Consider the following 24,731-nt stretch of genomic DNA (forward strand, 5'->3'; position numbering starts at 1 on the left):
GCGCGTATCCATCGTCCCAGGTGGGTTCGGGAAAGGCCGTAGTGGTCTGCGGTACGCTGTTGGCTACGTATGTGCAGGTAGTGGAGTACGGCTTGGTATTTGAAGTGTAATGTATATTTGCTCATAAAAAAACTGCACCTTGTGAGTTGGAGGGGATGTCCAACTTTTGGGGTGCAGTTCAGTTTTCAGACGACCTTATGTTCAAACCATGTTACTCGTCGGCTTTATAACCTTTGAGGGCAAAGAAGACGATGTAGAGGTAGCACACGGCAGGTGCAACATAAGAAATCATCATACCGAAATCATCAGCAATCTTACCTTGCAAGACGGGAATCAGCGCGCCGCCAACGATGGCGGTACAAAGAATACCTGAAGCAGAATTGGTAAATTTGCCGAGATTTTTGGTCGCCAGCGAGAAGATGGTCGGGAACATGATGGAGTTGAAGAAACCGATGGCAAGCAGCGACCACATGGCGACGTCGGCATTGCCTTTACCGGTCATCATGGCGATGATGAGCAGGACAACAGCGATAGTGGCATTGAAGGCAAGGTAGCGGTTCGGCGCGATTTTCGCCATAACTGCCGAGCCGAGGAAGCGTCCGACCATGGCGCCACCCCAGTAGAACGACAGGTATTGGGCGGCGGAAGCATGATCCATCCCTTTCAGGAAGCCCAAGACATTGACCATCAATGAGCCGATGGATACTTCGGCACCGACGTAGCAGAAAATACCTGCCGCACCAAGGACGAGGTGTTTGTATTGCCACACGCTGCTTTTGCCGTCGTGGTTGTGTTCGCTTTCTTCTTCGGCGATTTTGCGCGCGTCAGGCAGGCGGATCATCTTCACGAAGACGGCGAGGATAATCAACAGACCTGCCAAACCCAAGTAAGGGATTTGAACGGAGGAAATCTGTTCGGCTTTGCTGGCGGTCTGCGTCGCATCCGCCAGAATCAGGAACGCGCCGATTTGCGGGGCGATGGTCGTACCCAATGAGTTGAATGCCTGCACCAAAGTCAGCGTAGCGGATTCTTTGCCCGGTTTCGCCAACAAGGTTACATACGGGTTGCCTGCAACCTGCAATAGGGTTACGCCTGAAGCAAGAATGAAGAGCGCGCCCAAGAAAGTCGGGTAAGAGTGACTGCCCGCAGCGGGATAAAACAGCAAGCATCCGACGGCGGTCAGCAAGAAGCCGCCGATGACGCCGTTTTTATAGCCGATTTTACCGACGAGATGCCCCATCGGAATCGACATGATGGCATAGGCGGTAAAAAAACAGAATTGAATCAGCATCGCCTGAACATAAGTCAGCTCGAAAATTTCTTTCAGATGCGGAATCAGGATGTCGTTCATGCAGGTGATGAAACCCATCATAAAGAAGAGCGTGGTCAGGACGACCAGCGCGGAATTATGGTTTTGTTGTGATGGCGTAGACATGATTTGCCTTTCGATTTATTGGAATTGACCGTACAAACAGTTAATATCCGTTAATAACGGGCCGAATCATACTGGCTTTTGCCATTCTTGCAAACACTGGAAATGCGCCGACTACATAGAGTTTCAGCAAGATTCTGTCCGATAACGCATTTTTATAGACAGAATCCGTCTGAATTTTACAATTAGCCTACCCGCAAACGACTTAAAATCTTATTTCAGACGACCTTTGACCTGACGCAAACTTATCCGCCATGCCCCTCATTTACGCCTATCTCGGACTCGCCGCCTCCGCCTTTACCTCCGCCACCATCCTGCCCGGCACGTCCGAAGCCGCCTTTGCCGCGTTCATCTATAACTATCCCGAACAGGCATACGGCGCATGGTTGTGCGCCGGACTGGCAAACGGCTTGGGCAGCATGGTTTCCTATTGGATGGGGCGGCTGATTCCGTCCAAGAAAAGGTCGTCTGAAAAGACCCTGCGCCTGCTCCGACGCTGGGGTACCCTGCCCCTTTTGTTTGCCTGGCTGCCCGTTATCGGCGACGCGCTGCCCATTGCCGCAGGCTGGCTCAGGCTCAACCCCTACACCTCCGCACTCATGCTCCTGACCGGAAAAATCCTGCGCTACAGCATCATCCTCGCCGGTATCAAAGGCATGATGTAAACCATTTGCGCAAAACCTGCCGCATTCATTTTCAGACGACCTGAAACAGCGTAAAATCCCAAAGGAAATATCCCGTCCCTTCATTTTTGCAAAGCGAGAGATCATGTTCTTCAATCACATCGAAGCCGCCCCCGCAGACCCCATCTTAGGCTTGGGCGAAGCATTCAAAGCCGAAACCCGTCCCGAAAAAGTCAACCTCGGCATCGGCGTTTATAAAGACGCATCCGGCGCAACCCCCATCGTCAAAGCCGTCAAAGAAGCCGAAAAACGCCTGCTCGAGAGCGAAACCACCAAAAACTACCTCACCATCGACGGCGTCGCCGACTACAACGAGCAAACCCAAATCCTTCTTTTCGGCGCAGACCACGAAATCGTCGCCAGCCGCCGCGCCAAAACCGCCCAAAGCCTCGGCGGCACAGGCGCATTGCGCATTGCCGCCGAGTTCGCCAAACGCCAGTTGAACGCACAAACCGTCTGGATTTCCAACCCCACATGGCCCAACCACAACGCCATCTTCAAAGCCGTCGGCATCCAAGACAAGCCCTACCGCTACTACGACGCCGCCAAACACGGCCTAGACTGGGACGGCATGATTGAAGACCTCGGCCAAGCGCAAAAAGGCGATGTCGTCCTCTTGCACGGCTGCTGCCACAACCCCACCGGTATCGACCCCACGCCCGAACAATGGGAAACCCTCGCCAAACTCTCCGCCGAAAAAGGCTGGCTGCCCCTATTTGACTTCGCTTACCAAGGCTTCGGCAACGGCCTCGAAGAAGACGCATACGGCTTGCGCACCTTCCTGAAATACAACAAAGAATTGCTCATCGCCAGCTCCTATTCCAAAAACTTCGGCATGTATAACGAACGCGTCGGCGCATTCACCTTAGTCGCAGAAGACGAAGCAACCGCCGCCCGCGCCCACAGCCAAGTCAAAACCATCATCCGCACCCTCTACTCCAACCCCGCCTCCCACGGCGCGAACACCATTGCCCTCGTATTGAAAGATGCGGATTTGAAAGCACAATGGATTGCCGAACTCGACGAAATGCGCGGCCGCATCAAAGCCATGCGCCAAAAATTCGTCGAGCTGCTCAAAGCCAAAGGCGCAAATCAAGACTTCGATTTCATCATCGAACAAAACGGCATGTTCTCCTTCAGCGGCCTCACGCCCGAACAAGTCGACCGCCTGAAAAACGAGTTCGCCATCTACGCCGTGCGCTCCGGTCGCATCAACGTCGCCGGCATTACCGATGACAACATCGACTACCTGTGCGAAAGCATCGTAAAAGTGTTGTAATCCGCATCAGGCAATACCAAAAGGTCGTCTGAAAACCTAGGCTTCAGGTTTTCAGACGACCTTTTTTGACAACACCGATTCGGGCTAAGCCAAACCGTAGCACAGGCTATGGCCAGGAATTTATAGTGGATTAACTTTAAATCAGGACAAGGCGACGAAGCCGCAGACAGTACAGATAGTACGGCAACCGATTCACTTGGTGCTTCAGCACCTTAGAGAATCGTTCTCTTTGAGCTAAAGCGAGGCAACGCCGTACTGGTTTAAAGTTAATCCACTATAACAAACAAACCCGTATCAAAACCGTAACGGGTAGGCTGTAACAATCTCAAAACATACCGGCAAATAAAAAAGCCCGGACATTTGTCCAAGCTTTTTAAATTTGGTGGGTCGTGAGCGATTCGAACGCTCGACCAACGGATTAAAAGTCCAAAAAATATAATATAACTAATTGTTTCTAAACAGAGTTTAAGCCAGCACCTTCAGTCTGATACAGTCTATTTTATCCTTCTGCTGTCTCAAATTTGGCACATCTTGGAAAACGAAAATCAAAGCATTTTATTCTTCAATTTGCTTTGATTTTCGTTTTTTCTTTCCAGAATAGGAGGTAACAACCAATGAGAATATTCAAGTTTTTATTATTACACACGTTCATCTTAACAGGCATGGCCGTGATTGTGATGCAGCATGAAAAGATTTCCGAGCAGGAAAATAAACTATTGTTACAACAAATGGAAATTCATACGCTAAAGGCTCAGATTAACCTTATGACCCAAACCATTATGATGAATAAGATGATTATTAATGAAAAAGCCATTTCTTCAAAAGCAAACTAAAAAGGCGGCATTTTGATATAGAAGGAGAGCAAGATGTCCTTTAATCAGATAATCCGGATGAACAGAACAATCCACAATGAACAGCCCAAAGGTTGGAACGGTTTGCATCTTCTTAAATGTACGCATTCATTAAATAGCCGGTCTCGAATTGATTACTTGATGTACTGTGATGTGTTGAAAACCATGTCTGACGGTCGTTTGAAAGTTTTTGTTTATGGAAAACGGTATCACTCTGTTCAAGGCGGCCGTATCCGTTATGTAAATGATTGGCAGGTGTCCCCTGCCGAGAAATGGGATGTGAAAAAAACATGAAGAAAATATTGATACTGACAACATCACTCTTTGCTTTTTACCAAACATCAGCGATTGCCGCCGCCCCGTACCCACAATATGAGGCTTTGGTTGAAAAGCATGCCGCTTTGCAACGATTAGACAAAAACATTGTATGGGCGGTTATGGGACGGGAAAGCTCAGGTAATCGTTTCGCAATATCTAATAAAAACGCCAGAGGTTTGTTACAGGTTATACCGCCGACGGCTGCAAGAATGGGGGTGAATCCAAAACATCTCTACGATCCGGAACAAAACATCATCGCAGGTACACGTTACCTGCGTTTTTTATGTAACCACTTCCCTGACAAATCCAGTATTCACGGCTGCAATCTTGACTTGGTGCTTGCCGGCTACAACGCCGGCGAAGGGGCAGTACGAAAATATGGTGGCATACCGCCTTATCGGGAAACACAACACTACGTCAGAAATGTCAAAGCGCGTTACGCGCGCTTGAGCGGCAGCCGTACAGTTTTGGCATCAAGTCCTGTTCAACCTTTCAAGTTGAAACCTATACCTGCTGTTGCCCGATCTGACAGTTCGTCTGAAAACATAGTTAAAGTAGCAGCCCAAGCACCCGTCAAGCGATACGCGGAATGGGATGTATTCAAAGAGTTTTAACTGCCTTCGGGCTATTTTTATTGCCGCTTTAAGCGGTTTTTTTGTTTTCGTAAAAAGGAAAAACGATGATGAATAACATCAAAAAAGCGGGTAGTAATACCCAAACCGTTATAACAGTTGCTTTGTTGGCAATGGCACAAACGACATTAGCGGACGGGTTTAGTGGTGACGTTTCTTCTATGGCTATAAGTGTCCGAACGGCCATCTACACGCTTGTCGGCGTTGTCGCCACTATTGCCCTTATTTGGCAGGCGGCACAAGGGTTCGGGGGAAGAAAGACATGGGGGGATGTTTTAGAAACCTGTTTATGGATTGTGTTTGCCGGTGCTGCTATTGCCGTTGGCACTTGGCTGTTTACAAAAGGCGGTAGTATGAAAGTGGGCTAAAAGTTGGAGGTTCTCAAGTGAAAAAAGAAGACATCCATACCGAACAGGCGACCTTCAACGGCTTGAATAGGCGTGCGATGGTTTTAGGAATTCCTCTACCGGCTTTGGCCGTTTGTGGTTTAGCTGCCGTCATCTTGACAATGGCAACACTGCCCTTTCTTGAAGGAAGGGCATTATATTTTCTGCTGTTGCCTTTGCCGGTTTTGGCCTTCCTATACACCATCAGTAAGAACGACGATCAGGCATTGAGGATTTATTTCTATGAAACGAAATATTTCTTACGTCGTCGAAATACCAAAATGTTCAACGGTACCAATACCATTCTCGCCACAAAATTCGGGAGACAACAAAGTGATTATCAGCGATTTTTTGAGCAACGCTCTAAAAGCGCAACCGGCACAGTCGGATTTTCTACCGAAAATCTGCCAACACGTCACAAACAACATCGTTAATTACAAAACGGGACATCTCGCCTTCGTTATCCGCATGGAAGGCCTGCCGTTTGATGGTGTAGACGACAAGCACCTGTTCACGCAGTTTGTATCGTTACGCAACCTGCTCGCCGGTATGGGCAAAACCTTGGGCAACCGTTTGGCGGTGTGGGGAACGCTGCAACGCCAAAAGATTGTCTTTGACCGTGAATACAAGTTTCGGACGGCCTTCTGTCAGCAGTTTGCCGATAAGTATCTGAAACGCTTTCAGGAAGCGGATTATTTTGAAAACGTGTTCCATCTGACGGTTTTGATTAAGTTCGACCATTTGGAAGCAGGGATTAAAGAGGCAGAAGAACAAATTCAGATTCTGATGCGTGCACTCGAACCCTATGATCCGTATCTTCTGACTGCCTATCAGAATGAAAACGGTGTTGCCTTCTCGGAGGTGTACTCGTTTTTCGGTAGTCTGATTAATGGAACAAGGGAAGAGATTCCGCTATCGGTTGGTGATGCCTATCAGACCATTCCTGGTGCTAATCTGCATTTCGGATCGGATTTGTGCGAAATCCGTGCACAAAACGGAACGCGCAAGTTCGCGCAGATGTTCGATCTGAAGGACTTCGGTGTCAGCAAGCCTAAGATTTTGACATCAATCCTGCGCTTGCCGTGTGAATTCACATTCACGCAAAGCCTCGTATTCATCAATCCGTATGATATGCAGGGTGAAATCAGGAAGCAGCTCAACAACCTGACATCGGTCAATGACAAAGCTACCGCACAACAGGAAGAGTTACAACAAGGTCAGGGCTTGCTGGTATCGGGCGAACTGATGTTCGGCGACTATCATGCGGCGTTGGTCGTATACGGTAAGACGGCGGAAGAGGCGGCGGCAAACGGTGCGCGTGCCTATTCCACATTCCTGAATGCGGGCGGCTACCGCTTTACCAAGGCGGGGCTTTCCGCTCCTGCGACGTTTTTCAGCCAAGTGCCGGGCAGCAAGGAAAAGCCCCGCTCTTTCCCGAAAACGACAACAAACTTTGCGACAACCTTTGGCATACACAACTATTCGCACGGTAAAAAACAGGGTAATCCGATTGGCGACGGTTCGGCAATTATGCCGCTGCAAACCACGTCCAAAACGATTTACGACTTCAACTTCCATTTTTCAAACCTGAAGGAGGACAGCCTCGGCGAAAAAATCGCCGGACACACGCTGATACTGGGTGCAACCGGTACGGGTAAAACTACGCTGCAAACAGCCATGATGGCGTTTACCGAACGTTTCAATCCTTATATGTTCGTGATGGACTTGGACAGGGGTATGGAAATCTTCATCCGCGCCATTGGCGGCTCGTATTTTGCATTGGAAGCGGGTGTTCCGACCGGGTTAAACCCTTTCCAACTGCCCGATACGCCGTCAAACCGTGAATTCTTGTACAGCTTGGTTGGTATGTGCGGCGCAGACGAGAACGGCAAACTCACGGCGACGGAGGAAAAGGAGATTCAGGCCGCCGTCGATACGATGTTCAGCATGGATTACGAACACCGTCGTTTCAGCCATCTGTTACAAAGTATTCCCGTCGTTCCTGATCCCAACTCACTGCGTATGCGCTTGGCAAGATGGTGCGAAAGTGAAGGCGGACGGTTCGCATGGTGCTTGGACAACCCGACGAACCTGTTTGATGCCGAACAGTTCTACCGTGTCGGCTTTGACCTGACCGATATTCTGAAGGACGACTATCCGCCGACCGCTCCGGTTTTAGCGTATATGTTCCACCTGAGAAACATCATGATGGACAAAGTCGCCAAAGAGGATGGCATCCTTGCCTCCATAATTGAAGAATTTTGGTATGCGGCACGTTTTGAGGCATTGCAGGACATCATGCTCAAAATTCTGAAAACCGACCGCAAACGCGGCGGCTGGCTGATTTTGGTGTCGCAATCGCCGGAAGATGCTATTTCCTGTCCGATATTCCCCGCCATTGTTCAGCAAACGCCGACCAAAATCTTCTTGCCAAACCCTGATGCCGAGTATGAAAACAGCTACGAACGTTGCGGCCTGACGGTAAAAGAGTTTGAGGAATTGTCCAAACTCTCGTTGGAAAGCCGCACATTCTTGGTTAAGCAGTCGAAACAGTCGGCATTCGCCATGTTGGATTTGTACGGTTTTCAGGATGAAATGGCATTTCTGTCCGGATCATCTGACAACGTGGAGTTGTTGTATCGGGTGATGAAGGATGTTGGCAGTGAAAATCCGGATGTTTGGTATCGTTCGTTTGTTGAGGCAGTACAGGAACGCCGCGAACGGAAGAAAGCCCATGTCGCATGATATTCATCTTTATTACGAAGGTCGTCTGAAATATCAGACGGCCTTTTTTATTTCCGCCTACTGGCGGTTTTTAATTAGGAGTTCAAAATGAAGATCCATTTGAAAAAAACAGTCTGCTCGGTATTGCTGGCTGTAAGTTTGGCTTCAGTGCCACTTGTGTCAACTGCCGGAATCCCCGTTACCGACGGAGCGGCCGCAGCCCAGCGTGAAAAAAACTTTGCCAAAGAAATGCTTGAAATGGGCAAGCAACTTACAGAAATGAAGCGTCAGTTCGAACAGCAGGTCAAACAGTTCAAGGCAATGACCGGCTCTCGCAACATGGGCAACCTTTTGAAGGATACGGTTAAAGACCAAATTCCGTCCGAGTGGAGCGAGATTTATAAAGGCGCAAAAAATATCGACTATAAGTCTGTAATTAATAGTAAGGCTTATAACCCCGAAACGGCGCAACGAATGGCTGTGCATAACATGAAGGAGATGGAAAAAGTCTTTAACTCGATGGAGACACAACTTAAATCTCTGTCGCGCTTGATGGACGAAGTCAACAATACACAAGACATCAAAGCCGCTACTGACCTGCAAAACCGCATTTCTGTGGAACAGGCAAAAATCGCCAACAATCAAACCAAGCTGGATATGCTCGATCGGTTGTATAAACGACAACAAGAAATCGAACAGCGCCAGTATGCTTCCCGTGAAGCTTGTATGGCACGCCATATCCGTGACCGCAACTATGTGGTCTGCAATCAGTAGTAGCTTTATCGTGCTGTATTCGGGAATAAGCGAATGCAGCACTAAATAAAATAGGGCAAATTATGGAAACAACTTCTTATTTTTCCGAACTCGCCAACTTTCTACTAAACGGTATGGGAACTAATCTGTTCCATAAATCAAACAACATGATCAGCGGTATTGCTCCGGTTTTTCAAATCGGCTTTGGGATTTATATCCTGTTGGTCGCGTTTGACTATTACAAACGGGGGTTTGATGAAAATGTCGTGGATTTGGGCAAGCGCATGTTCGGCTGGTTGCTTATTATTGCTTTTGCTTTCAATTCCAGTCAGTATCAGAAACTCGCCAATATCATGTGGATGTTGCCCGAAAATCTGAGTGGATTGTTGGGGACTTCAACCTATACTGCAAGCGCGTTGGATACCCAAAGCAACAATATCTTAAAGATGATGGAGAATATTTTTGCGTATGCCGCTTCATTGGATATGTTACAAGTATCAGATAAGCTGATGCTTTATATTGGTGGTGGGTTTGCTGTTATATTGGCTTATTTGTTCTTTCTCATTACATTTGCTTATTACCTAATTGCCAAACTATCATTGGCGATGGTAATCGTCATCGGACCTTTGTTTATAGGTTCAATGCTGTTTCCTGCAACACGGCAGTGGGGCATGAATTGGATAGGACAAATCCTCAATTACTCAGTTACAGTAGTGTTTTACGTTATTCTAGGTGCATTGCAGAATGATTTTTTCAAGAACCAATTAGAAAGAGCTGTAGTTGGAGAAATTGGATCAGTTGCTCAGGTAGTCGGCTTGATTCCGCTCTTTTTCCTATCAACAACAATTTTTATTTTGGTTGCCTGGAGTATTCCTTCGATTTCTTCCGCTTTAACGGGTGGGGCATCTGTAAACGGTTTCAGTCGAACCGTTATGTCTGTGGCAAGATGGGCAAAAGGTGTGAAACTTCCCGGTGGAGGGAAAGTCAAACCGAAATAACCCAATTTTAGGAAAATATGATCATGACTTTCGTAACTAAAATGCTTTGGTGGATGTTGTTGCTTTCTGTGGGCACATTGATGTTTATCGGTATGTTCGGCAACTTGATGGAAAGTTCTTTGGCCAGATTAGCCGGGCTATGTATCGGTTTATCGATTTTTGGATTATTTTTTAAACTGCTTGACCGACCGGTACCGGTTCGTTTTGATGATTAATACTCTAAGGGTTTAAATATGGATTATCGCAAGATTACTAAATTTGCTGCTATAACAACCCTGAGTTTGGGCTTGAGTGCCTGTGCTGAACTGACTGACGGCCTCAGCGCTATCAATGGTACTTTGGCGGGCATCAATTCAGGTATGGCCAGTTCGGGAGCAGGTCAGGCTAAAGACATTTTGTCTTTAGGCAGTAAATCTACAGCTCAATACGAATTAAAAAACTTGAAAATGCTTGTTGTCCAAAGGGGTGGCAGTTATAAGGGGGCGATTCCACAGGCAGATATAACCTTTACTGGTGAGGCTTTAAACAAAACCAATCGTCTGATTGTGGTTAATGTGTCCGTTCCTATTTATGACAAACAGGGTTATTATGTGTCGGCAGTATCAACCGACATCCACATTCCGCCTAAAGAGAAAGTCAAAATTGACAACTTTCGTACAACTCTTTCTCTAACCGATGATAATCGTTTCAATATTCAAAAAACGCAATATCACTCAACAACCTATTAATCTACCTAAGAATCACACCCCAATCGGGGTGTTTTTTTTGGGCTTATCGATTCATAAATCAAAGGAAATCCCCATGAAAACCATCCTTCTTCTCTCCCTTTCTATCGCACTCTGTGCATGTTCCGGAAAAAAGCCTCCCCAACCTCACGGTACGCCTTTTCCGATTAATTCAACTGTTCAAACAAGAGGGTAAACGATGTCTGAAAAATCAAAACAAGCTGTCAATAACAAGATGGCTACTGAATTTATCAATGCCGCCAAGGGTTTTGAAAATGCAGAAATTGTGCGTGTCCACAAAAACGCCAAAATCGCATGGCGCATCAGCGGCGTGTGTCTGTTGATTACCGGACTGGCGGTCGGTGCGGTGGCCGGTCTGACGCCCCTGAAAGAAACACGACCTTATGTAGTCAAAGTGGATAACAACACCGGGAGCACCGAAATCGTTACTATGATGAAAAATCAGGAGCAGTCCTATGGCGAAGTAATGGACAAACACTGGTTGACACGGTATGTCCAACTCCGTGAAAGCTATGACTGGGTAACGATACAAGATAGCTACGATGCAGTCATGTTGATGAGTTCTCCGGAAACACAGGCGGCTTTTGCCAAAATTTACAATGACAATCCGCAGGCTCCACATAAGGTTCTGAAAAACCAATATAAAGTTGTCGCAAAAGTGAAAGCCGTGACCTTTATCGGTAACACCGCACAAGTCCGTTTTGAAAAACGTATGGTGCCTGTATCGGGGGATTTAAATCAGGAAATTCCCGTGCAGAACATGATTGCCACTATCGGCTACGAATACGCGAATCAGCCCATGAGTGAAGAAGCCCGACGTATCAATCCGCTGGGCTTTATTGTCAAAAGTTACCGCGTCGATCCGGAAACCGCGTCATAAGAAAGGGTTAACGATGAGTTTAAATATGAAACTGACAGCATTGCTGCTGATGGGGCTTATGCCTGCGGTATCCAGCGCGGTATCCATCCCCAAAGGGTCTGCTAAAGACGGCCGCATCCAAACCGTTATGTACAATCCCGACGACGTCATCCATATCCATGCGCGCATTGGCGAGGCAGTTTTAATCCAACTCGAAGATGGCGAGCTGTTGACCGGCGATCCGACCAGCGGTCTAGGCATGGGCGATGCCGCAGCGTGGAACTTGGCGGCACGAGGCAATAACCTCTACATGAAGCCGGTTGCTTCCGCACCTGCCACGAATATGTTGATTACGACCAGCAAAAAACGGACGTATGCCTTCGACCTGTCGCTGACCGGCAAGAAAAACGGCAAATATGTGCAAAAACCAACCTATATATTGCGGTTCGTCTATCCCGACACGGCGGCTTACAAAGCCCGCGCCGAAGCGCAGAAACAGGCAAAGGCTTTGGAAAAACTCAAAGCGGCGGGACACCGCCCCAACGCGCGGCACAATTACAACTATTGGGGTAAAGGCGATAAGACACTTGCACCGACAGCGGCCTACGACAACGGCCGCTTTACTTATTTCAGCTTCGATAACGGCCGTGAGCTGCCGCTGATTTACAAGGTGATGGACGACGGTTCGGAAATGCTACTCAACAGCCATGTGGACGGCGATACCGTGGTTATCCATGAAACCGCCAAACGGTTTGTATTCCGTTTGGGCAAATCAGTGTTGGGCTTGGAAAACCGTAGTTTTAACGAACGCGGTACATTCAACCGCACTGGCACAAGTAGTCAAGATGTTGTCCGTATCAACAAATAGAAGGAAGACAGATGAAAATTTTCAACAAATTCAAAGGTAACAAGGATACGGAACAGTCTAATTTGGTAGAAAACGGCGACTACACAAAACCCGAAGCTCTGTCCCAATCCGTCAAGAACGAAAAAATCGAACCCGGTATGCCGTTGAACCTCAATTCCACTGCGCCCAACAATATGCGTAAAGTGTTATTCGCAGGTGTAGGTATTCTTGCAGCAGGTGTAGTTGTATCGGGCTTAATTGGCATGACGGGCGGCAGCGAAGATGCTGAAGCGTCGCAACCACAGGCGGCATCCGCTCCTGAAACAACAAAAGGTAAAAACTTCGATCGAGACAAAGCTGAACTTGCCCTGTTGGAACAACAGGCAGCTTCCGAAGCTGCTCCCGAAGGTGTGGCCTCAGAGGTGAAGACTGAAGCAGCCTCTCAAGTTCAACCGGCAGGCGGTCAACCTGCCGAAATATCTGTTGAACAACCCGATCTCGGAACATTGCCTGCTGATGGCCAACCAAAACAAACGCCCCAAGACCGGAAAATGAGTGGCAATGTGATGGCCAACCTGGAAGGCGATATGTCAGAAAATACTCGTCCCGTCTCTTTGGGTAGTCCTTCGTCAGAAGGCGGTCAACTGATGAATTCAACCGGCTCGAGCTTATTTAGTGATGCGGAAGGCAATAGTCCGTTATCAGGTAGCAGTGGCAATGGTTTCGGTTCACGCCTGAATGCCACAACGACGGCATCAGTTAAAGCGCAACAGCGCGGAGATTTAACCTACTTGCTTGCCAAAGGCACAAATATCCGCTGCGGACTGGATACCAAAATTGTAACGACCCAGCCGGGCTTTACCCGCTGCATCGTGTCAAAAGATGTATATTCCGCCAATGGGAAAACCCTTCTGATCGAGCGTGGCAGCAAAATCATCGGCGAACAGACGTCCGCCCTGTTGCAAGGTCAGGCGCGGGTCTTCGTGTTGTGGAACGAGTTGGAAACGCCGTCGGGCGTGAAAGTGCCGTTGGCCAGTCCCGGGGCTGGCGCGTTGGGTGAAAGCGGTCATGCCGCCTATGTGAAATATCATTTTTGGCGACGTTTTGGCGGTGCTCTCATGATCAGCATGATAGGCGATGCTGGCGATGCTTTCAGCAACCGCCAAAACCGCCCTTCCGGCAGCAATAATCATATATCCTATGAAAATACGACTGAAGCCGCGCAACAGATGGCAACTGAAGCCCTGAAAAACAGTATTAATATTCCGCCAACCGGCACAATTAATCAGGGCACGTTGATTAACATCATGGTCGCTCGGGATGTCGATTTCAGTAACGTGTATGAATTGGTCAATCCTTACGGATACTGATTAAGACGACCTGCTCCTTCGGGAGCAGGTTTTTTATGAAAGCCAAATTCCAAATGACACAAAATCCGAAACCTTTTAACGGGCAGGCATCAATCCATTCTGATGCGGTTGTCCGTAACTTGATGGCCAAAACGGGCTTAGACGACTATCTCAACCGCGAAGGCGTAACCGAAGTACTGATTAACCGCGAATGCGAAGTCTTTTTGGAAACATCAGCCGGTTTTGAACGGATAGAAGACGACCGTTTAACATTGCCGATACTGACTCAGCTTGCTACCGCGTTATGTACCTATAACAGCAAACATATCAGCATGGAGCAGCCCATCCATTCCGTTACGCTCCCCGACGGCGAACGCGGCCACATCATGATACCGCCTTCTTGCGAAGACAAAACCATCGTCTATGCCTTCCGCAAACCGTCGCAGACACGCTTTTCGTTGGACGACTATATCAATACGGAACGCGTTAATCGCTTCCACGACGTATCTGTCTACGGCGTTTCAGACAACCTCAATCTTGGCGAAATGGAGATGGACAGTAAATATTTTCGGGATATTTCCGACAAGATGAAGCTGCCACACGATGTACAGCTCCAACCTTGGCAGTACGAGATGCTGGAACACAAGGCAAACCGCAATATGAATGCCTTTTTCGCTTTGGCCATCAAACACAAACTCAACATCTGCATGGTCGGCGGCACGGGTTCGGGCAAGACTACGTTTACCAAAGCACTGTCCGACCTTGTTCCTTCAGAAACCCGCATCATCACGCTGGAAGACACGCACGAGCTGGACTTGCCCAAGCATCCCAATCATGCACATCTGTTTTACAAAGGCCATATCACGGCAAAAATGCTGATTGCCGCCTGTATGCGTTTAAAACCCGACCGCGTATTCTTGACCGAATTGCGTGGCGATGAGGCCTGGGATTACATCTCACTCCTGAACACCGGACACCCGGGCGGCCTGATGTCAGTCCATGCCAACGACGCACGGAGCGTCCACTACCGTATCGCGCAACTGGCGAAAGAGTCGGCAACCGGTCGGACGATGGATTACGACTATATCCTCAATGCCGTCAAATCCAGCATTGATGTGATCGCCTATTTTGAAAAAACACATATGACCGAACTTTATTTTGACCCAGTTGAGAAATACTACGCTATGCGCGGGCATGTATGATAAGGAAAACGTAAAAGGTCGTCTGAAAACTGGCTCACAGACGACCATGTAATTAATAAAAATACCTTGTTACTGAAAATATCTTGTTGTTCAATTTTGCCTAAAGCCAGTTATATCTATAAAATTATCAGAAATTAAAGAGAGGTTAGAAATGGCTGCTGCTGCACCTGCAACTGTCGCACAAAGTGCATTTAAAAGGCTTGAGCAAGTATTGGAAAAAGAAAAACCGGCTTTGCTGATGCTTGATGGATTGAAACGGGATGCCAAATCTTTATTGGGCACTCCTGACGCATCTTATGGCCATCTAATATATGGGATGCTGAATGCAATTAATAACCGTAGGAACGATTTTGACAAACACTTTGATATGATTTCAACACCTGAAGTCTTAAATATGGGGGCTTTTTTCAGAGTGAACGGTTTAAACAGAATGGGGTACTTTGAAGAAGCGACCGAATATCTGAAAAAAATGTTGAATGCTTCCCACAAAACGGATAACCCTGCATTGTTAAAGCATCTGACTCATCTCGGAATGTTATACGGTTTTATCGAACAACCTGGACTGATTATCGAACGCCTTAATAAGATGAAGGCTCTCGAACCGAATCAACAGGATGATTTAGAACGTTTACATCTGCTTCTTACCAATACAAATGTGAATGAAACTGTTTTGGTTTCTGCCATTTTGGCTGCAAAAAATCTTCTTAAAGAAAAAGGGTTTCAGATACCGACCTATTCTTTCCATTATTCAATAGAGTCAGACATCTTTATTGAATTAAAAATGTTGTGTTTTGGCAAAAATATTGACCAGATGGCAGAAGCAGACGAGGCATTATCATGGTTATTGGTTGATATGGAGGAATCGGTAGATGCAAACCTAATCAATTTCAATATCTCCTGCCGCCCTTATAACCGCAGTTACGGAATAGGTTGTTAAGATATGATTGAACCTCATGATTTTGTGTCTAGTGGCAAATCAATGATTGGAGAGTCCGAAACAGGAAACCGAAATGCCGTCAGCCGTATCTATTACGGTGTCTATCATACAGGTTTACTTTTTGCCCGAGCCCATTTGGGATTTACCTATGACGCAGGACACTCCATGCATAAGCAACTTATCCTTTTTTTTAAAACCAGTAACGATAGAAAGTTGAAAGTCATCGGCAGACAAATAGAAAAACTGAGAAATTCTAGAAATGAGGCGGACTATTTCCTTGAAAGCCATGTTTCCCCCGAAGATGCCAGAGAGGATTTAAAGTTGGCTTTGCAGACTATTGCCCAAATCGAACAAATGAAGGCTCAATACTTGTAATATATGTAAAAAACCCAAAGCCGTCCGAAGTTTCGGACGGCTTTTCCATATACGGTAATTTTGAAAGAATTATAAATGCCATATCTGAACAAAGTCGAAGTCATGGGAAATCTAGGTAAAGACCCGGAATTGCGTTATCTGCCTAATGGGAAAGCGACGACAACCCTCTCCATTGCCTATACCGAAAAATGGCGCGACAGGGAAACAAATGATTTACGGGAACGAATCGAATGGTTTACCGCCGTGCTGTACGACAAACAGGCGGAAACGGTTTGTAAGTATATGAAAAAGGGGGACTGTATTTTTGTCATCGGCAAATTCCAGTCCCGTATTTATAAAGACCGGCAGCAAATCGAACGGACGGCGCATGAAATCATCGTTGCCGAGATGCAGATTATCCATACACGCCAGCCGTCGGTCGCCGCCCCGACCGGACTGCCCGATTATTTGTGAGGTCGTCTGAGAACGTTGCCCGCCGAGAGCGGGCTTTTTGTTTGAGGTTTGAATATGAAAAAGAAACTGCTGACCCTGATTGCCGTACTTGCCGTAACCGTTCCTGTTGCATTGGCGGGCGGTCTGTATTTAGGCAGCGTCGTATTTTCAGGTTGGATGAAGCTGAAAGCAGAACCGTCAGTCGGAATGCTGTACCACTACTGGCAGTATTACGACCACCTGCCGCCCGATTTTCTGACCGCGTTTCAAATATGCGCCGCCCTTGCCCTGCTGATACCGGCGGTGGTTTTTCTGACGGTATGTGCCGGTATGCTGATGAAGCCCAAGCGCGAGCTGCACGGTTCGGCGCGTTTTGCCAACCGTGCGGAAATCGCCAAACATGGCCTGCTTAAAAAAGCGTTCAACCCTGACGAAGCACCTGACTTGTTAATCGGCAAATACGGCAACAACTACCTGCGTTGGTCAGGCAACGAATTTTTGTATTTGGCCGCGCCGACCCGTTCCGGTAAAGGTGTCGGCATCGTTATTCCGAACTGCCTGCATTACCGCGACAGCATGGTGGTTTTTGATCCCAAATTGGAAAACTTCCTGATTACCGGCGGCTACCGTGCAGCACATGGGCAGGAAGTGTTTTTGTTTAACCCGGGCGGACGTATGCCGGAACACGAACGAAATCCAAATGCACCCTTGGTTTCACATCGTTGGAATCCCTGTACCTACATTCGACGCAATCCCGTCTATACCTACAAAGATGTGAAAAACATCGCTTCCATCATGTATCCGAAGCCTGCCAAGGACAACGGCAGCGCAACCTTCTTCCAAGAATCGGCGCAAAACCTGTTCGCCGGTTTGCTGCTCTACATGGTCGAAACGGAACATGAGCGCGATCTGTCCCTGCCTGAAAACAAAACTACGTTGGCCAACCTGTTCCGTTTGACGACGCCATCCGGAGACCGCACTCTGGCCGAATGGATTAAAGATGAAATGATCTTGCGTGAACAACAGACACATACGCAGTTAAGCCAAAACTGCCGCAGTTTGTTGATGGGCTTTGCCAATGGTAACGCCAAAACAGGCGCGGACATTTTGGCGACACTTATTGCGCCTTTGGGTATTTTCATTGACCCGGTGGTTGAAGCGGCGACCAGTGGCGATGATTTTTACTTGGATGAAGTACGCAAAAAACGGATGACGGTCTATATCGGCATCGTGCCAACCGAAACCGCCGTATTTTCTCGATTGACGAACCTGTTTTTCAGCCAACTGATTACGGTAAACGTCGAGCAGGGCTTGCCGTCCAACAATCCCGATGCGTTGAAATACCAATGCTGCCTGTTGATGGACGAATTTACCGCTTTGGGCGTAATTCCCGCCATTCAGCACGGTGTTTCTTATATTGCCGGTTATGGGCTGAGGCTGTTGCTGATTATCCAAACCCCATCCCAAGTAACTGACCTGTACGGCCGCGACGCGACGCGCACCTTCTTTACCAATTTCGGCTGTCAAATCGTCTATCCGCCACGCGAACAGACCGACGCAGAGGAATACAGCAAGCTGGTGGGCTACGAAACATTCAAAACAAAATCTATTTCACACTCCTCCGGTAAAGGGAAAAGCCACAGTACCAGTACCAGTGATCAACGCCGCGCCGTGATGAATCCTGATGAGATGAAAATGATGCCGAAAAGTGACTGTATCATCAGTTTGGGCAACAGCCGTCCGATCTACGCTAAGAAAATCGTGTACTACACTGATCCGGTATTCGCCAAACGGGCGAACTGGGCATTACCGGAGATTCCGGTTTTGAACATCCATCTTGATAAACAAGCACCCGTCTCAGCTCCGAAAGCAACCTTTGTAACACCGGAGGAAATGGAAAGTTTCCACTGGTCGGATGCTTCCAATGCCGAAGAAATCGCCGGTGCCATTCTTGCTTCGATTTTGCCTCCGGACAGCCCGCCTGACTATATCGCGGCATTGATGCCCGCCCTTTTAAAAAATTGGGGAGAGGACTCATTGCCATTCATCAGGCAGTTTATTGGGGATTCCGTTCAAACAGCATAGAAAAGCGGTCTGTGAAATGCAGACCGCCTTATTTTTTATTTTTTCTATAAGGAAGTGGAAATATGAGCGACATTGACGACATCCGCAGTGCCTTGAGTTATATCGACTCACATGATCGCGATACTTGGTGGCAGGTTGGCGCGGCCGTTAAAGACGAGCTGGGCGAAAACGGCTACGACCTTTGGGACGAATGGTCACAACGCGCTGACAACTATGACAACCGTGCCGCCAAATCAACGTGGAAAAGCCTTAAACCGGGCAGCTTCAGTATCGGAACGGTGTGGAAGCTGGCGCGGCAGAACGGCTGGCAACCTGCCAAGCCCTACACGCCGCCAAGCGTGGAAGAACAGGCGCGGCGCAAAGCGGAATCGGAGGCAAGGCGGCAGGCGGCGGAACAGGAGCGGCAGCAGACGCAACAGAGGGTGAAAGGTACGGCACAAAAGATTTGGAATAGTAGCCGCCCCGCTTCGTTGAGCCATCCCTATCTTGCTGCCAAAGGTATTACCAACCCGGATGCCATCGCCGGTCTGCGTCAAAACGAATATAAGGACAACGACAATCTGATTATCCCCGTCCTGTATGAAAATGAAATCGTCAATCTGCAATCCATCAACCAAGACGGAGGCAAACGCTTCTTGGCAGGCGGTCAGGTTCAGGGGGCTTATGCCTTTATCGGCAAGGCTGATGATGTGGAAAAAGTCGGTGTCGTCATGGCGGAAGGTTATGCTACGGCGGCAAGCATCTACGAAGCCACGGGTAAGCCCGTCATCATTGCTTTTGATGCAGGCAACATGGTTGCCGTTGCCGAACGTTTGGCACAAAAACTGCCTCAAAACGTCCCTGTTGTGATTGCGGTCGATAATGATGCTTCGCAAACCGGTATCAAAAAAGCACGGCAGGCAGCCGCCTTGTTAGGCGACCGCGCCACGGCAATCCAACCAGAGTTTTCTATGACACTGATACAGCAATATCAGAAAGGCAAAGGCGTTGATGAAAAAGGGCGTCCCCCTTTACCGAGCGACTTCAACGACCTACACAAACTGGCTGGACTCGAAGCCGTTCGCCAGTCCTTTGCAGAAGGTGTCAATCTCGTCTTGAACCCCGACAACAGCCAAGAACAGGCAATCGCCGACGAATTGGAAGCATGGAACGAAAGGGCTGAGAAAGCCAACAATAGCCGTACTGAACCTGAAAACTTGGAGAACCCCATGAATCCTGAAAACAAAGACAACATTCAGACGACCTCTTCTAATACAACCAACAGTATTGAATACGATGGTCGAACCCAAACAGTCATCAATGAGCCGGTTTACCGTGAGTCTGACTTTAAACATTACGAGTTGCATGATGTAACAACCGACATCATGTATCTACGCAAAACCCCTGAAGAAATTCAACAAGACTTGGATAAAGAAGGTACGCTTAAATTCTATGAAGGTATTACACATGATGGTCAACGTGTTACGTTTCGTAAAACGGAACAAGGATGGGAAGCACCCCTAAAAGATGAACCTGCTCAGGAAACGAATAAAAAAGCACAGCGTTCTAGCCGCTCCGAACCGGAATTTACCGACCCAAAGGTCGAAAGACCGTCTGAAACTAAACCTAACGACCGTAAGGTCGTTTTAGACCTGCAATACCGTATCCCCGACAACATCAAAACACGTTACCACACCGTAGGCGGCAAATTCTATTCCGTTTCAGACTACAAAACAGTGCTGTTTGAAGATAAAGGTAAGCAGCTTAAAACCGCACTTTCCGATCCGCAAACGGTCAGGGATATGCTGGAAGTCGTAAAGGCTAAAGGTTGGGACAGCATCAAGTTGTCAGGTAGTAAAGACTTTCGCCAGGCAATGTTTATTGAAGCCGCCGCCCAAGGTATACGTACCAGTGGCTACAAACCGACCGCCGCCGATTTGCAGCGTGTGGAAGAATTGCGGGAACGTTATGCACAAAACGGTATTGCGCCAGAGATAGTGCAGGAACAGGAAAGAAGGCAACCGGACGCAGCGCAGAAACCGCCAAAGCAACCTGATCCCGAACGAACTCAACAGTCGAACCCGCAACACGAAACCGGCAAGTCTATCCAAGGGCAGGAACAGTCAAAACCGGATGTTGAACGAGAGGAGCGCGTCCATACACAACCTGATACTGCCATGTTGTCTGCCGCTGACCGCCTGAAAGCACAAAATACCTTGCCGTCCGACAGTGCCATCAATGTTTCGCCACGAGCTGATACCGACATAGACGTTCCGGTTCACTCCATTGGTCAGGAAGAAATCCCCGCCCAAGTGCTACATCAAACCGATAATATGAAAGCGGCCGCACTGGATACCGGTTTAATTGCGGCAAAAGACAACTATATGCAGAAGGCGCAAAAGTTGAGTAAGCCGAATCAGAAAAAACTGGCATTTTACGAACGTGGAGTAATGGATACGTTACGCGGTCTTGAAGGAAATGTTCGCATCCAAGCCCTACGGAACTACTACGAGCATACCGCCAAACAGATGAGCGGCACGAAGCTGAAACTACCCGATCCGATTCAGATTCCGTCTCCGGAGCAGGCACGACAAAACGATCGGCAGCATCAGCACGGACGCTCCCAAGAGCCTGAAGTGGAAATCGACCGCTGATTTTTCTGACGGTTTACCTTACAGCCTGAAACCCTTCGGTTTCAGGCTGTTTTCTTTTTGGAGGATATATGGCAGATAACGAAAACGGGCAACCTGCGAGCAGCAGACGAATGGAAATCCTACAACAGTCGCTAGCAAAGAAACAGGCGGCTTTCGACAAACGGCTGCAAAACCATTTTGACGACGTTCTTAGTGCAAACGGACAACCGCTCAACGACAAGCGCAACGGACAGGCAACATTGAATCGCTGGGAACGCCAAAACGACGGTTTGCGGACGGCGGACAAGGAAATTGAGAAGACTCAACGCGCCATCGAACGCGAACAGGCGGCGATCGACCGCGTGAACAATGCCGACATCCCCGAATTTTTGAAACCGATGATCGAGTCCGGCGAGATTACTCAGTGGCGTAAGTTCCCGAACCGCTTTTTTGTCAGCGGCGTGGAGAAAGCGCGCATCATATGGGATAAGGACAAGCAGCAGTTCGGCTATGCCTACCTGCAAGGCGTGAAAGGCGAGCAGTTCGCCAAATTCCGCGATACCTATAACCACATCCTCGCCCTGCACCGCCAAGAACGCGAAAACGTAACCAAACAAGAGGCGGCATCAGAAAAAAACGAAGCCCGGTCGACACAAGAACCGGCAGAAAAGTTACCTGAAATATCTGTGAAACGTCCTCCCCAGCTACCCACAATGCCTGATTTCGGTCTCAAAGGTGAAGACCTTCGAGCCTTCAATCGCGGCTGGCAGAATGCGGCTGATTCTTTGGATGCGGTCATCGCCAAACAATCCGAAAAAATTGCCGAACGAATAACTTTATTGGAAAAAGCCGGTATTCCCTATGTTCGTATGGAAGCATTTATGGACAAAATCAATGGTGGTGAAGTCAACGGATACGGGGAGAAACATACGGTGCAACGGTTGACTGAACTGGAACAGTTTACAGAACGGTTGCGCGACAAGGCCATGAAACCTTCCGGCTATATTGGCACCGGTTACAAAAATCCCCGTACTACTGCCTTCACAGCCTTGGGTTGCGATATTGCAGATACATACGCCAAGCTGGATCCTGCCATTCCTTATTACGAAGATCGCAACATCGTCGCGTGGCTCAACCATCACCCTGTACCACAGCAGATCCGCCCTGCCCCAACTATCACAGGCTCAAACACAGCCGTTATACAACAATCCCTTGAGGAACGTTTACAGGCAGTTCAAGGACAGTATGAAAAGCGGTTATCTGATATGAATGCAGACGGGCAGAAAAAGCACCGCATTTTAGAGGCAGGCATGGAAAACCTGATTAAAGGCCTTCCCGAACAAACACAGATGCAGGCACGCCTGAATTTCTATCAGACCCAATATGGCCGCCTGACGACACAAAAAGACCTGGAACAGCCTCCTGAGCAACAGGAACTGTTTTACGGACGATAACGATAAGAAAGGTCGTCTGAAACATGGTTTCAGACGACCTTTTCCTATTAGGACAGACAGATGAGTAAGGACACAATTGAAACCGACGACAAACGCCTTGCCCTGCGCGTATTCGGTTTAACCGAAAGCGAATTGGCAGCTTTACGCGAAATTGCCTGTAAAGAATACGGGAAACCCAGTGTATCGCTGCTTGCAAAAAATATGCTGAAAGCCCGGTTGGATGCACCGGAGGAACCCGAACTGGTCAGACTTCCACCGCCCAAAGGCAACAAGCGGATTACAGTCCGTCTTCCGGAAAAAGACCGCGCCTACCTCGAGGCCGCTGCTAAACAACATAAAAGCAGTGTGAACGACATCGTGCGCGATATAGTCCAGTCCCACGTCCGTAACCATCCCATGTTGTCTGCCGCCGAAGTCGAAGTTCTGCACCAATCCAATTACCAGCTTGTTGCCATTGGCCGCAACCTGAACCAAATCGCTCGAAACCTCAACATGGGTGAAGGCGTTTCACTTACATCTGACCAAATCAATACCCTTTCCCAATTCATCAAACAACATACCCAAAGGGTAGGTGACGTACTGCGAACCAACCGTAAACGCTTGTCTGAATAGGAGCAAACCTATGTCCCTGTACCGTAAAATAGACGACTGGTTCTTGGGCTACAAAACCCGTTCCGTCCGTGCAAAAGATTCCGGTATCCCCATCCCAAAATCCAAACACCGGACAAACTCCCGCGTTCCGCTCAAACCGGGCAGCGGTTTGGCCAACCTAACAGCCGCAGCAAAAAAACACCCTGAAGTCATGGTTAAAATCCCCAAGCGTCTTAGCCGTAACTCTAACGGTATGCAGGGCATACGCAACCATTTAGACTATATTTCCCGAAATGGTAAAACTACTGTCGAAAATCATTCCGGCGAAAAGTTAAATGGAAAGGAAGCTGTCAAATCACAGCTTAATGACTGGCAGAAACTTAATATTCCCGAAAGAGGCAAACATAGGGAAGCCCTCAATATCGTCCTGTCAATGCCTGCCGGAACACCTCCACAGGCGGTATTGAATGCCGCGCGCAATTTCGCTTCTGAACAATTTGCCGACCATCAATACCTCTTTGCTTTGCATCACGAATCTGAAAAAGAAGGTGAACCCGAGCATCCCCATGTCCATTTGTGTGTATTGATGAGAGATACTTACGGGCAGCGACTTAACCCACGCAAAAACGATCTTTTTGAATGGCGAGTACGGTTTGCCGAAAAACTCCGTGAGGAAGGCGTAGAGTGCGCCGCCACCAAACGACAACACAGGGGAAAGATACACAAAGCCGAAAACAGCATAGTGAAAGCAATGAAGAAACGCGGAGCAACCCCCCGCATTGAAAAGCAGCGGCTAGAGGAATTGAACCAAGCCATCAAGAACTTGGAACGTCCAACACATCCCCACATTCAGAAAGTCATGCAGACACGCGGTTACATATTGGCCGAATACGGTCTAATCGCCAAAGAACTGTATAAGATGGGACACAAAAATGAAGCCCGGCTTATCAGTAAACTGGCTAAGGATATGGTCGGACAGCCTCTAAGCACCAAAGCTCAACAGGAATACGACCAAAAAGTCAGACCTCAAATGCAACACGAAACCCGTTCTTTCAAGCAGTCAAATGTTGAACAAGACAACGACCTCTCTCGTTAAACGATAAAGCAAAAGCCCTGCGGCCATACAGACATCTGTATGGCCGCAGGGCTTTTTTTATAGTCAATTAAAAACAAAATAGCACAATAC

Annotated in this window: 25 protein-coding genes; 23 read left to right on the forward strand and 2 right to left on the reverse strand. The window is 48.1% G+C overall.

Translation table 11 applies throughout. From position 1 onward, the window contains the following. Both HMPREF2954_RS11290 and HMPREF2954_RS01290 read right to left on the reverse strand, forming a co-directional pair. Window positions 1-125 (reverse strand): helix-turn-helix domain-containing protein (locus HMPREF2954_RS11290; RefSeq protein WP_141755612.1); only part of this gene is annotated, 125 nt, incomplete at its 3' end. Window positions 126-211: 86 nt separating this feature from the next. Then, window positions 212-1,435: a sugar MFS transporter gene (locus tag HMPREF2954_RS01290; RefSeq protein ID WP_045073064.1), complete on the reverse strand. Its 1,224-nt coding sequence runs from the start codon at window positions 1,433-1,435 to the stop codon at window positions 212-214. Window positions 1,436-1,686: 251 nt separating this feature from the next. On the opposite strand from HMPREF2954_RS01290, the gene HMPREF2954_RS01295 reads away from it, so the two are divergent. From HMPREF2954_RS01295 to HMPREF2954_RS01410, 23 genes are all read left to right on the forward strand, one after another. Then, the gene (locus HMPREF2954_RS01295) at window positions 1,687-2,097 is read left to right on the forward strand and encodes a YqaA family protein (protein ID WP_045073066.1); all 411 of its coding nucleotides are present in this window, start codon (window positions 1,687-1,689) and stop codon (window positions 2,095-2,097) included. A gap of 103 nt (window positions 2,098-2,200) precedes the next feature. Further along, entirely contained in the window at window positions 2,201-3,394 is a 1,194-nt protein-coding gene (locus HMPREF2954_RS01300) for an amino acid aminotransferase (RefSeq protein ID WP_049228719.1), read from the forward strand. Between the two features lie 668 nt (window positions 3,395-4,062). Next, window positions 4,063-4,227 (forward strand): hypothetical protein, encoded by a 165-nt coding sequence (locus HMPREF2954_RS01305; RefSeq protein ID WP_231574677.1) that lies wholly within the window; start codon window positions 4,063-4,065, stop codon window positions 4,225-4,227. Between the two features lie 308 nt (window positions 4,228-4,535). Continuing rightward, window positions 4,536-5,177 (forward strand): lytic transglycosylase domain-containing protein, encoded by a 642-nt coding sequence (locus HMPREF2954_RS01315; protein ID WP_045075664.1) that lies wholly within the window; start codon window positions 4,536-4,538, stop codon window positions 5,175-5,177. 65 nt (window positions 5,178-5,242) lie between these two features. Beyond that, window positions 5,243-5,563 (forward strand): TrbC/VirB2 family protein, encoded by a 321-nt coding sequence (locus HMPREF2954_RS01320; RefSeq protein WP_052673358.1) that lies wholly within the window; start codon window positions 5,243-5,245, stop codon window positions 5,561-5,563. A 17-nt stretch (window positions 5,564-5,580) separates the two neighbouring features. Further along, on the forward strand, window positions 5,581-6,015 hold the full coding sequence (locus tag HMPREF2954_RS13195; RefSeq protein WP_231574676.1) for a VirB3 family type IV secretion system protein: 435 nt from the start codon (window positions 5,581-5,583) through the stop codon (window positions 6,013-6,015). Beyond that, complete coding sequence (locus HMPREF2954_RS01330; RefSeq protein ID WP_045075660.1) at window positions 5,915-8,326, forward strand: VirB4 family type IV secretion/conjugal transfer ATPase; 2,412 nt, start codon at window positions 5,915-5,917, stop codon at window positions 8,324-8,326. The genes HMPREF2954_RS13195 and HMPREF2954_RS01330 overlap by 101 nt, the downstream gene beginning before the upstream one ends. 87 nt (window positions 8,327-8,413) lie before the next feature. Further along, a complete protein-coding gene (locus tag HMPREF2954_RS01335; RefSeq protein ID WP_045075658.1) occupies window positions 8,414-9,079 on the forward strand; it encodes a TrbJ/VirB5 family protein in 666 nt (221 codons plus the stop codon). 62 nt (window positions 9,080-9,141) lie between these two features. After that, entirely contained in the window at window positions 9,142-10,056 is a 915-nt protein-coding gene (locus HMPREF2954_RS01340) for a TrbL/VirB6 family protein (protein ID WP_045075656.1), read from the forward strand. Window positions 10,057-10,079: 23 nt separating this feature from the next. Continuing rightward, a complete protein-coding gene (locus HMPREF2954_RS01345; RefSeq protein ID WP_128582986.1) occupies window positions 10,080-10,271 on the forward strand; it encodes a hypothetical protein in 192 nt (63 codons plus the stop codon). 18 nt (window positions 10,272-10,289) lie between these two features. Then, on the forward strand, window positions 10,290-10,784 hold the full coding sequence (locus HMPREF2954_RS01350) for a hypothetical protein (protein ID WP_045075652.1): 495 nt from the start codon (window positions 10,290-10,292) through the stop codon (window positions 10,782-10,784). 196 nt (window positions 10,785-10,980) lie between these two features. After that, window positions 10,981-11,682 carry a VirB8 family type IV secretion system protein gene (locus HMPREF2954_RS01355; RefSeq protein WP_045075651.1) on the forward strand — a complete coding sequence of 234 codons (702 nt, stop codon included), beginning with the start codon at window positions 10,981-10,983 and terminating at the stop codon, window positions 11,680-11,682. A 25-nt stretch (window positions 11,683-11,707) separates the two neighbouring features. After that, on the forward strand, window positions 11,708-12,529 hold the full coding sequence (locus HMPREF2954_RS01360) for a TrbG/VirB9 family P-type conjugative transfer protein (RefSeq protein WP_045075649.1): 822 nt from the start codon (window positions 11,708-11,710) through the stop codon (window positions 12,527-12,529). An 11-nt stretch (window positions 12,530-12,540) separates the two neighbouring features. Further along, entirely contained in the window at window positions 12,541-13,878 is a 1,338-nt protein-coding gene (virB10, locus tag HMPREF2954_RS01365; RefSeq protein ID WP_052673357.1) for a type IV secretion system protein VirB10, read from the forward strand. 35 nt (window positions 13,879-13,913) lie between these two features. Then, window positions 13,914-15,059: an ATPase, T2SS/T4P/T4SS family gene (locus HMPREF2954_RS01370; RefSeq protein ID WP_231574675.1), complete on the forward strand. Its 1,146-nt coding sequence runs from the start codon at window positions 13,914-13,916 to the stop codon at window positions 15,057-15,059. Between the two features lie 151 nt (window positions 15,060-15,210). Beyond that, window positions 15,211-15,996, forward strand: a complete 786-nt coding sequence (locus HMPREF2954_RS12795; protein WP_186805873.1) for a hypothetical protein — start codon at window positions 15,211-15,213, stop codon at window positions 15,994-15,996. Window positions 15,997-15,999: 3 nt separating this feature from the next. After that, a complete protein-coding gene (locus HMPREF2954_RS01380) occupies window positions 16,000-16,371 on the forward strand; it encodes a hypothetical protein (protein WP_045075647.1) in 372 nt (123 codons plus the stop codon). Between the two features lie 75 nt (window positions 16,372-16,446). Next, the gene (locus tag HMPREF2954_RS01385; RefSeq protein ID WP_070613239.1) at window positions 16,447-16,824 is read left to right on the forward strand and encodes a single-stranded DNA-binding protein; all 378 of its coding nucleotides are present in this window, start codon (window positions 16,447-16,449) and stop codon (window positions 16,822-16,824) included. 54 nt (window positions 16,825-16,878) lie between these two features. Next, a complete protein-coding gene (locus HMPREF2954_RS01390; RefSeq protein WP_045075643.1) occupies window positions 16,879-18,888 on the forward strand; it encodes a type IV secretory system conjugative DNA transfer family protein in 2,010 nt (669 codons plus the stop codon). Window positions 18,889-18,950: 62 nt separating this feature from the next. Then, the gene (locus HMPREF2954_RS01395) at window positions 18,951-21,521 is read left to right on the forward strand and encodes an LPD7 domain-containing protein (RefSeq protein ID WP_045075641.1); all 2,571 of its coding nucleotides are present in this window, start codon (window positions 18,951-18,953) and stop codon (window positions 21,519-21,521) included. Between the two features lie 68 nt (window positions 21,522-21,589). Then, window positions 21,590-22,954 (forward strand): hypothetical protein, encoded by a 1,365-nt coding sequence (locus HMPREF2954_RS12095; RefSeq protein WP_141755613.1) that lies wholly within the window; start codon window positions 21,590-21,592, stop codon window positions 22,952-22,954. Window positions 22,955-23,014: 60 nt separating this feature from the next. Next, on the forward strand, window positions 23,015-23,566 hold the full coding sequence (locus HMPREF2954_RS01405) for a MobC domain-containing protein (RefSeq protein WP_045075639.1): 552 nt from the start codon (window positions 23,015-23,017) through the stop codon (window positions 23,564-23,566). A gap of 10 nt (window positions 23,567-23,576) precedes the next feature. Continuing rightward, window positions 23,577-24,641 carry a relaxase/mobilization nuclease domain-containing protein gene (locus HMPREF2954_RS01410; RefSeq protein ID WP_045075637.1) on the forward strand — a complete coding sequence of 355 codons (1,065 nt, stop codon included), beginning with the start codon at window positions 23,577-23,579 and terminating at the stop codon, window positions 24,639-24,641. Window positions 24,642-24,731: the final 90 nt, after the last annotated feature.

Source organism: Neisseria sp. HMSC067H09 (genome assembly GCF_001814135.1).
Classification (GTDB): domain Bacteria; phylum Pseudomonadota; class Gammaproteobacteria; order Burkholderiales; family Neisseriaceae; genus Neisseria.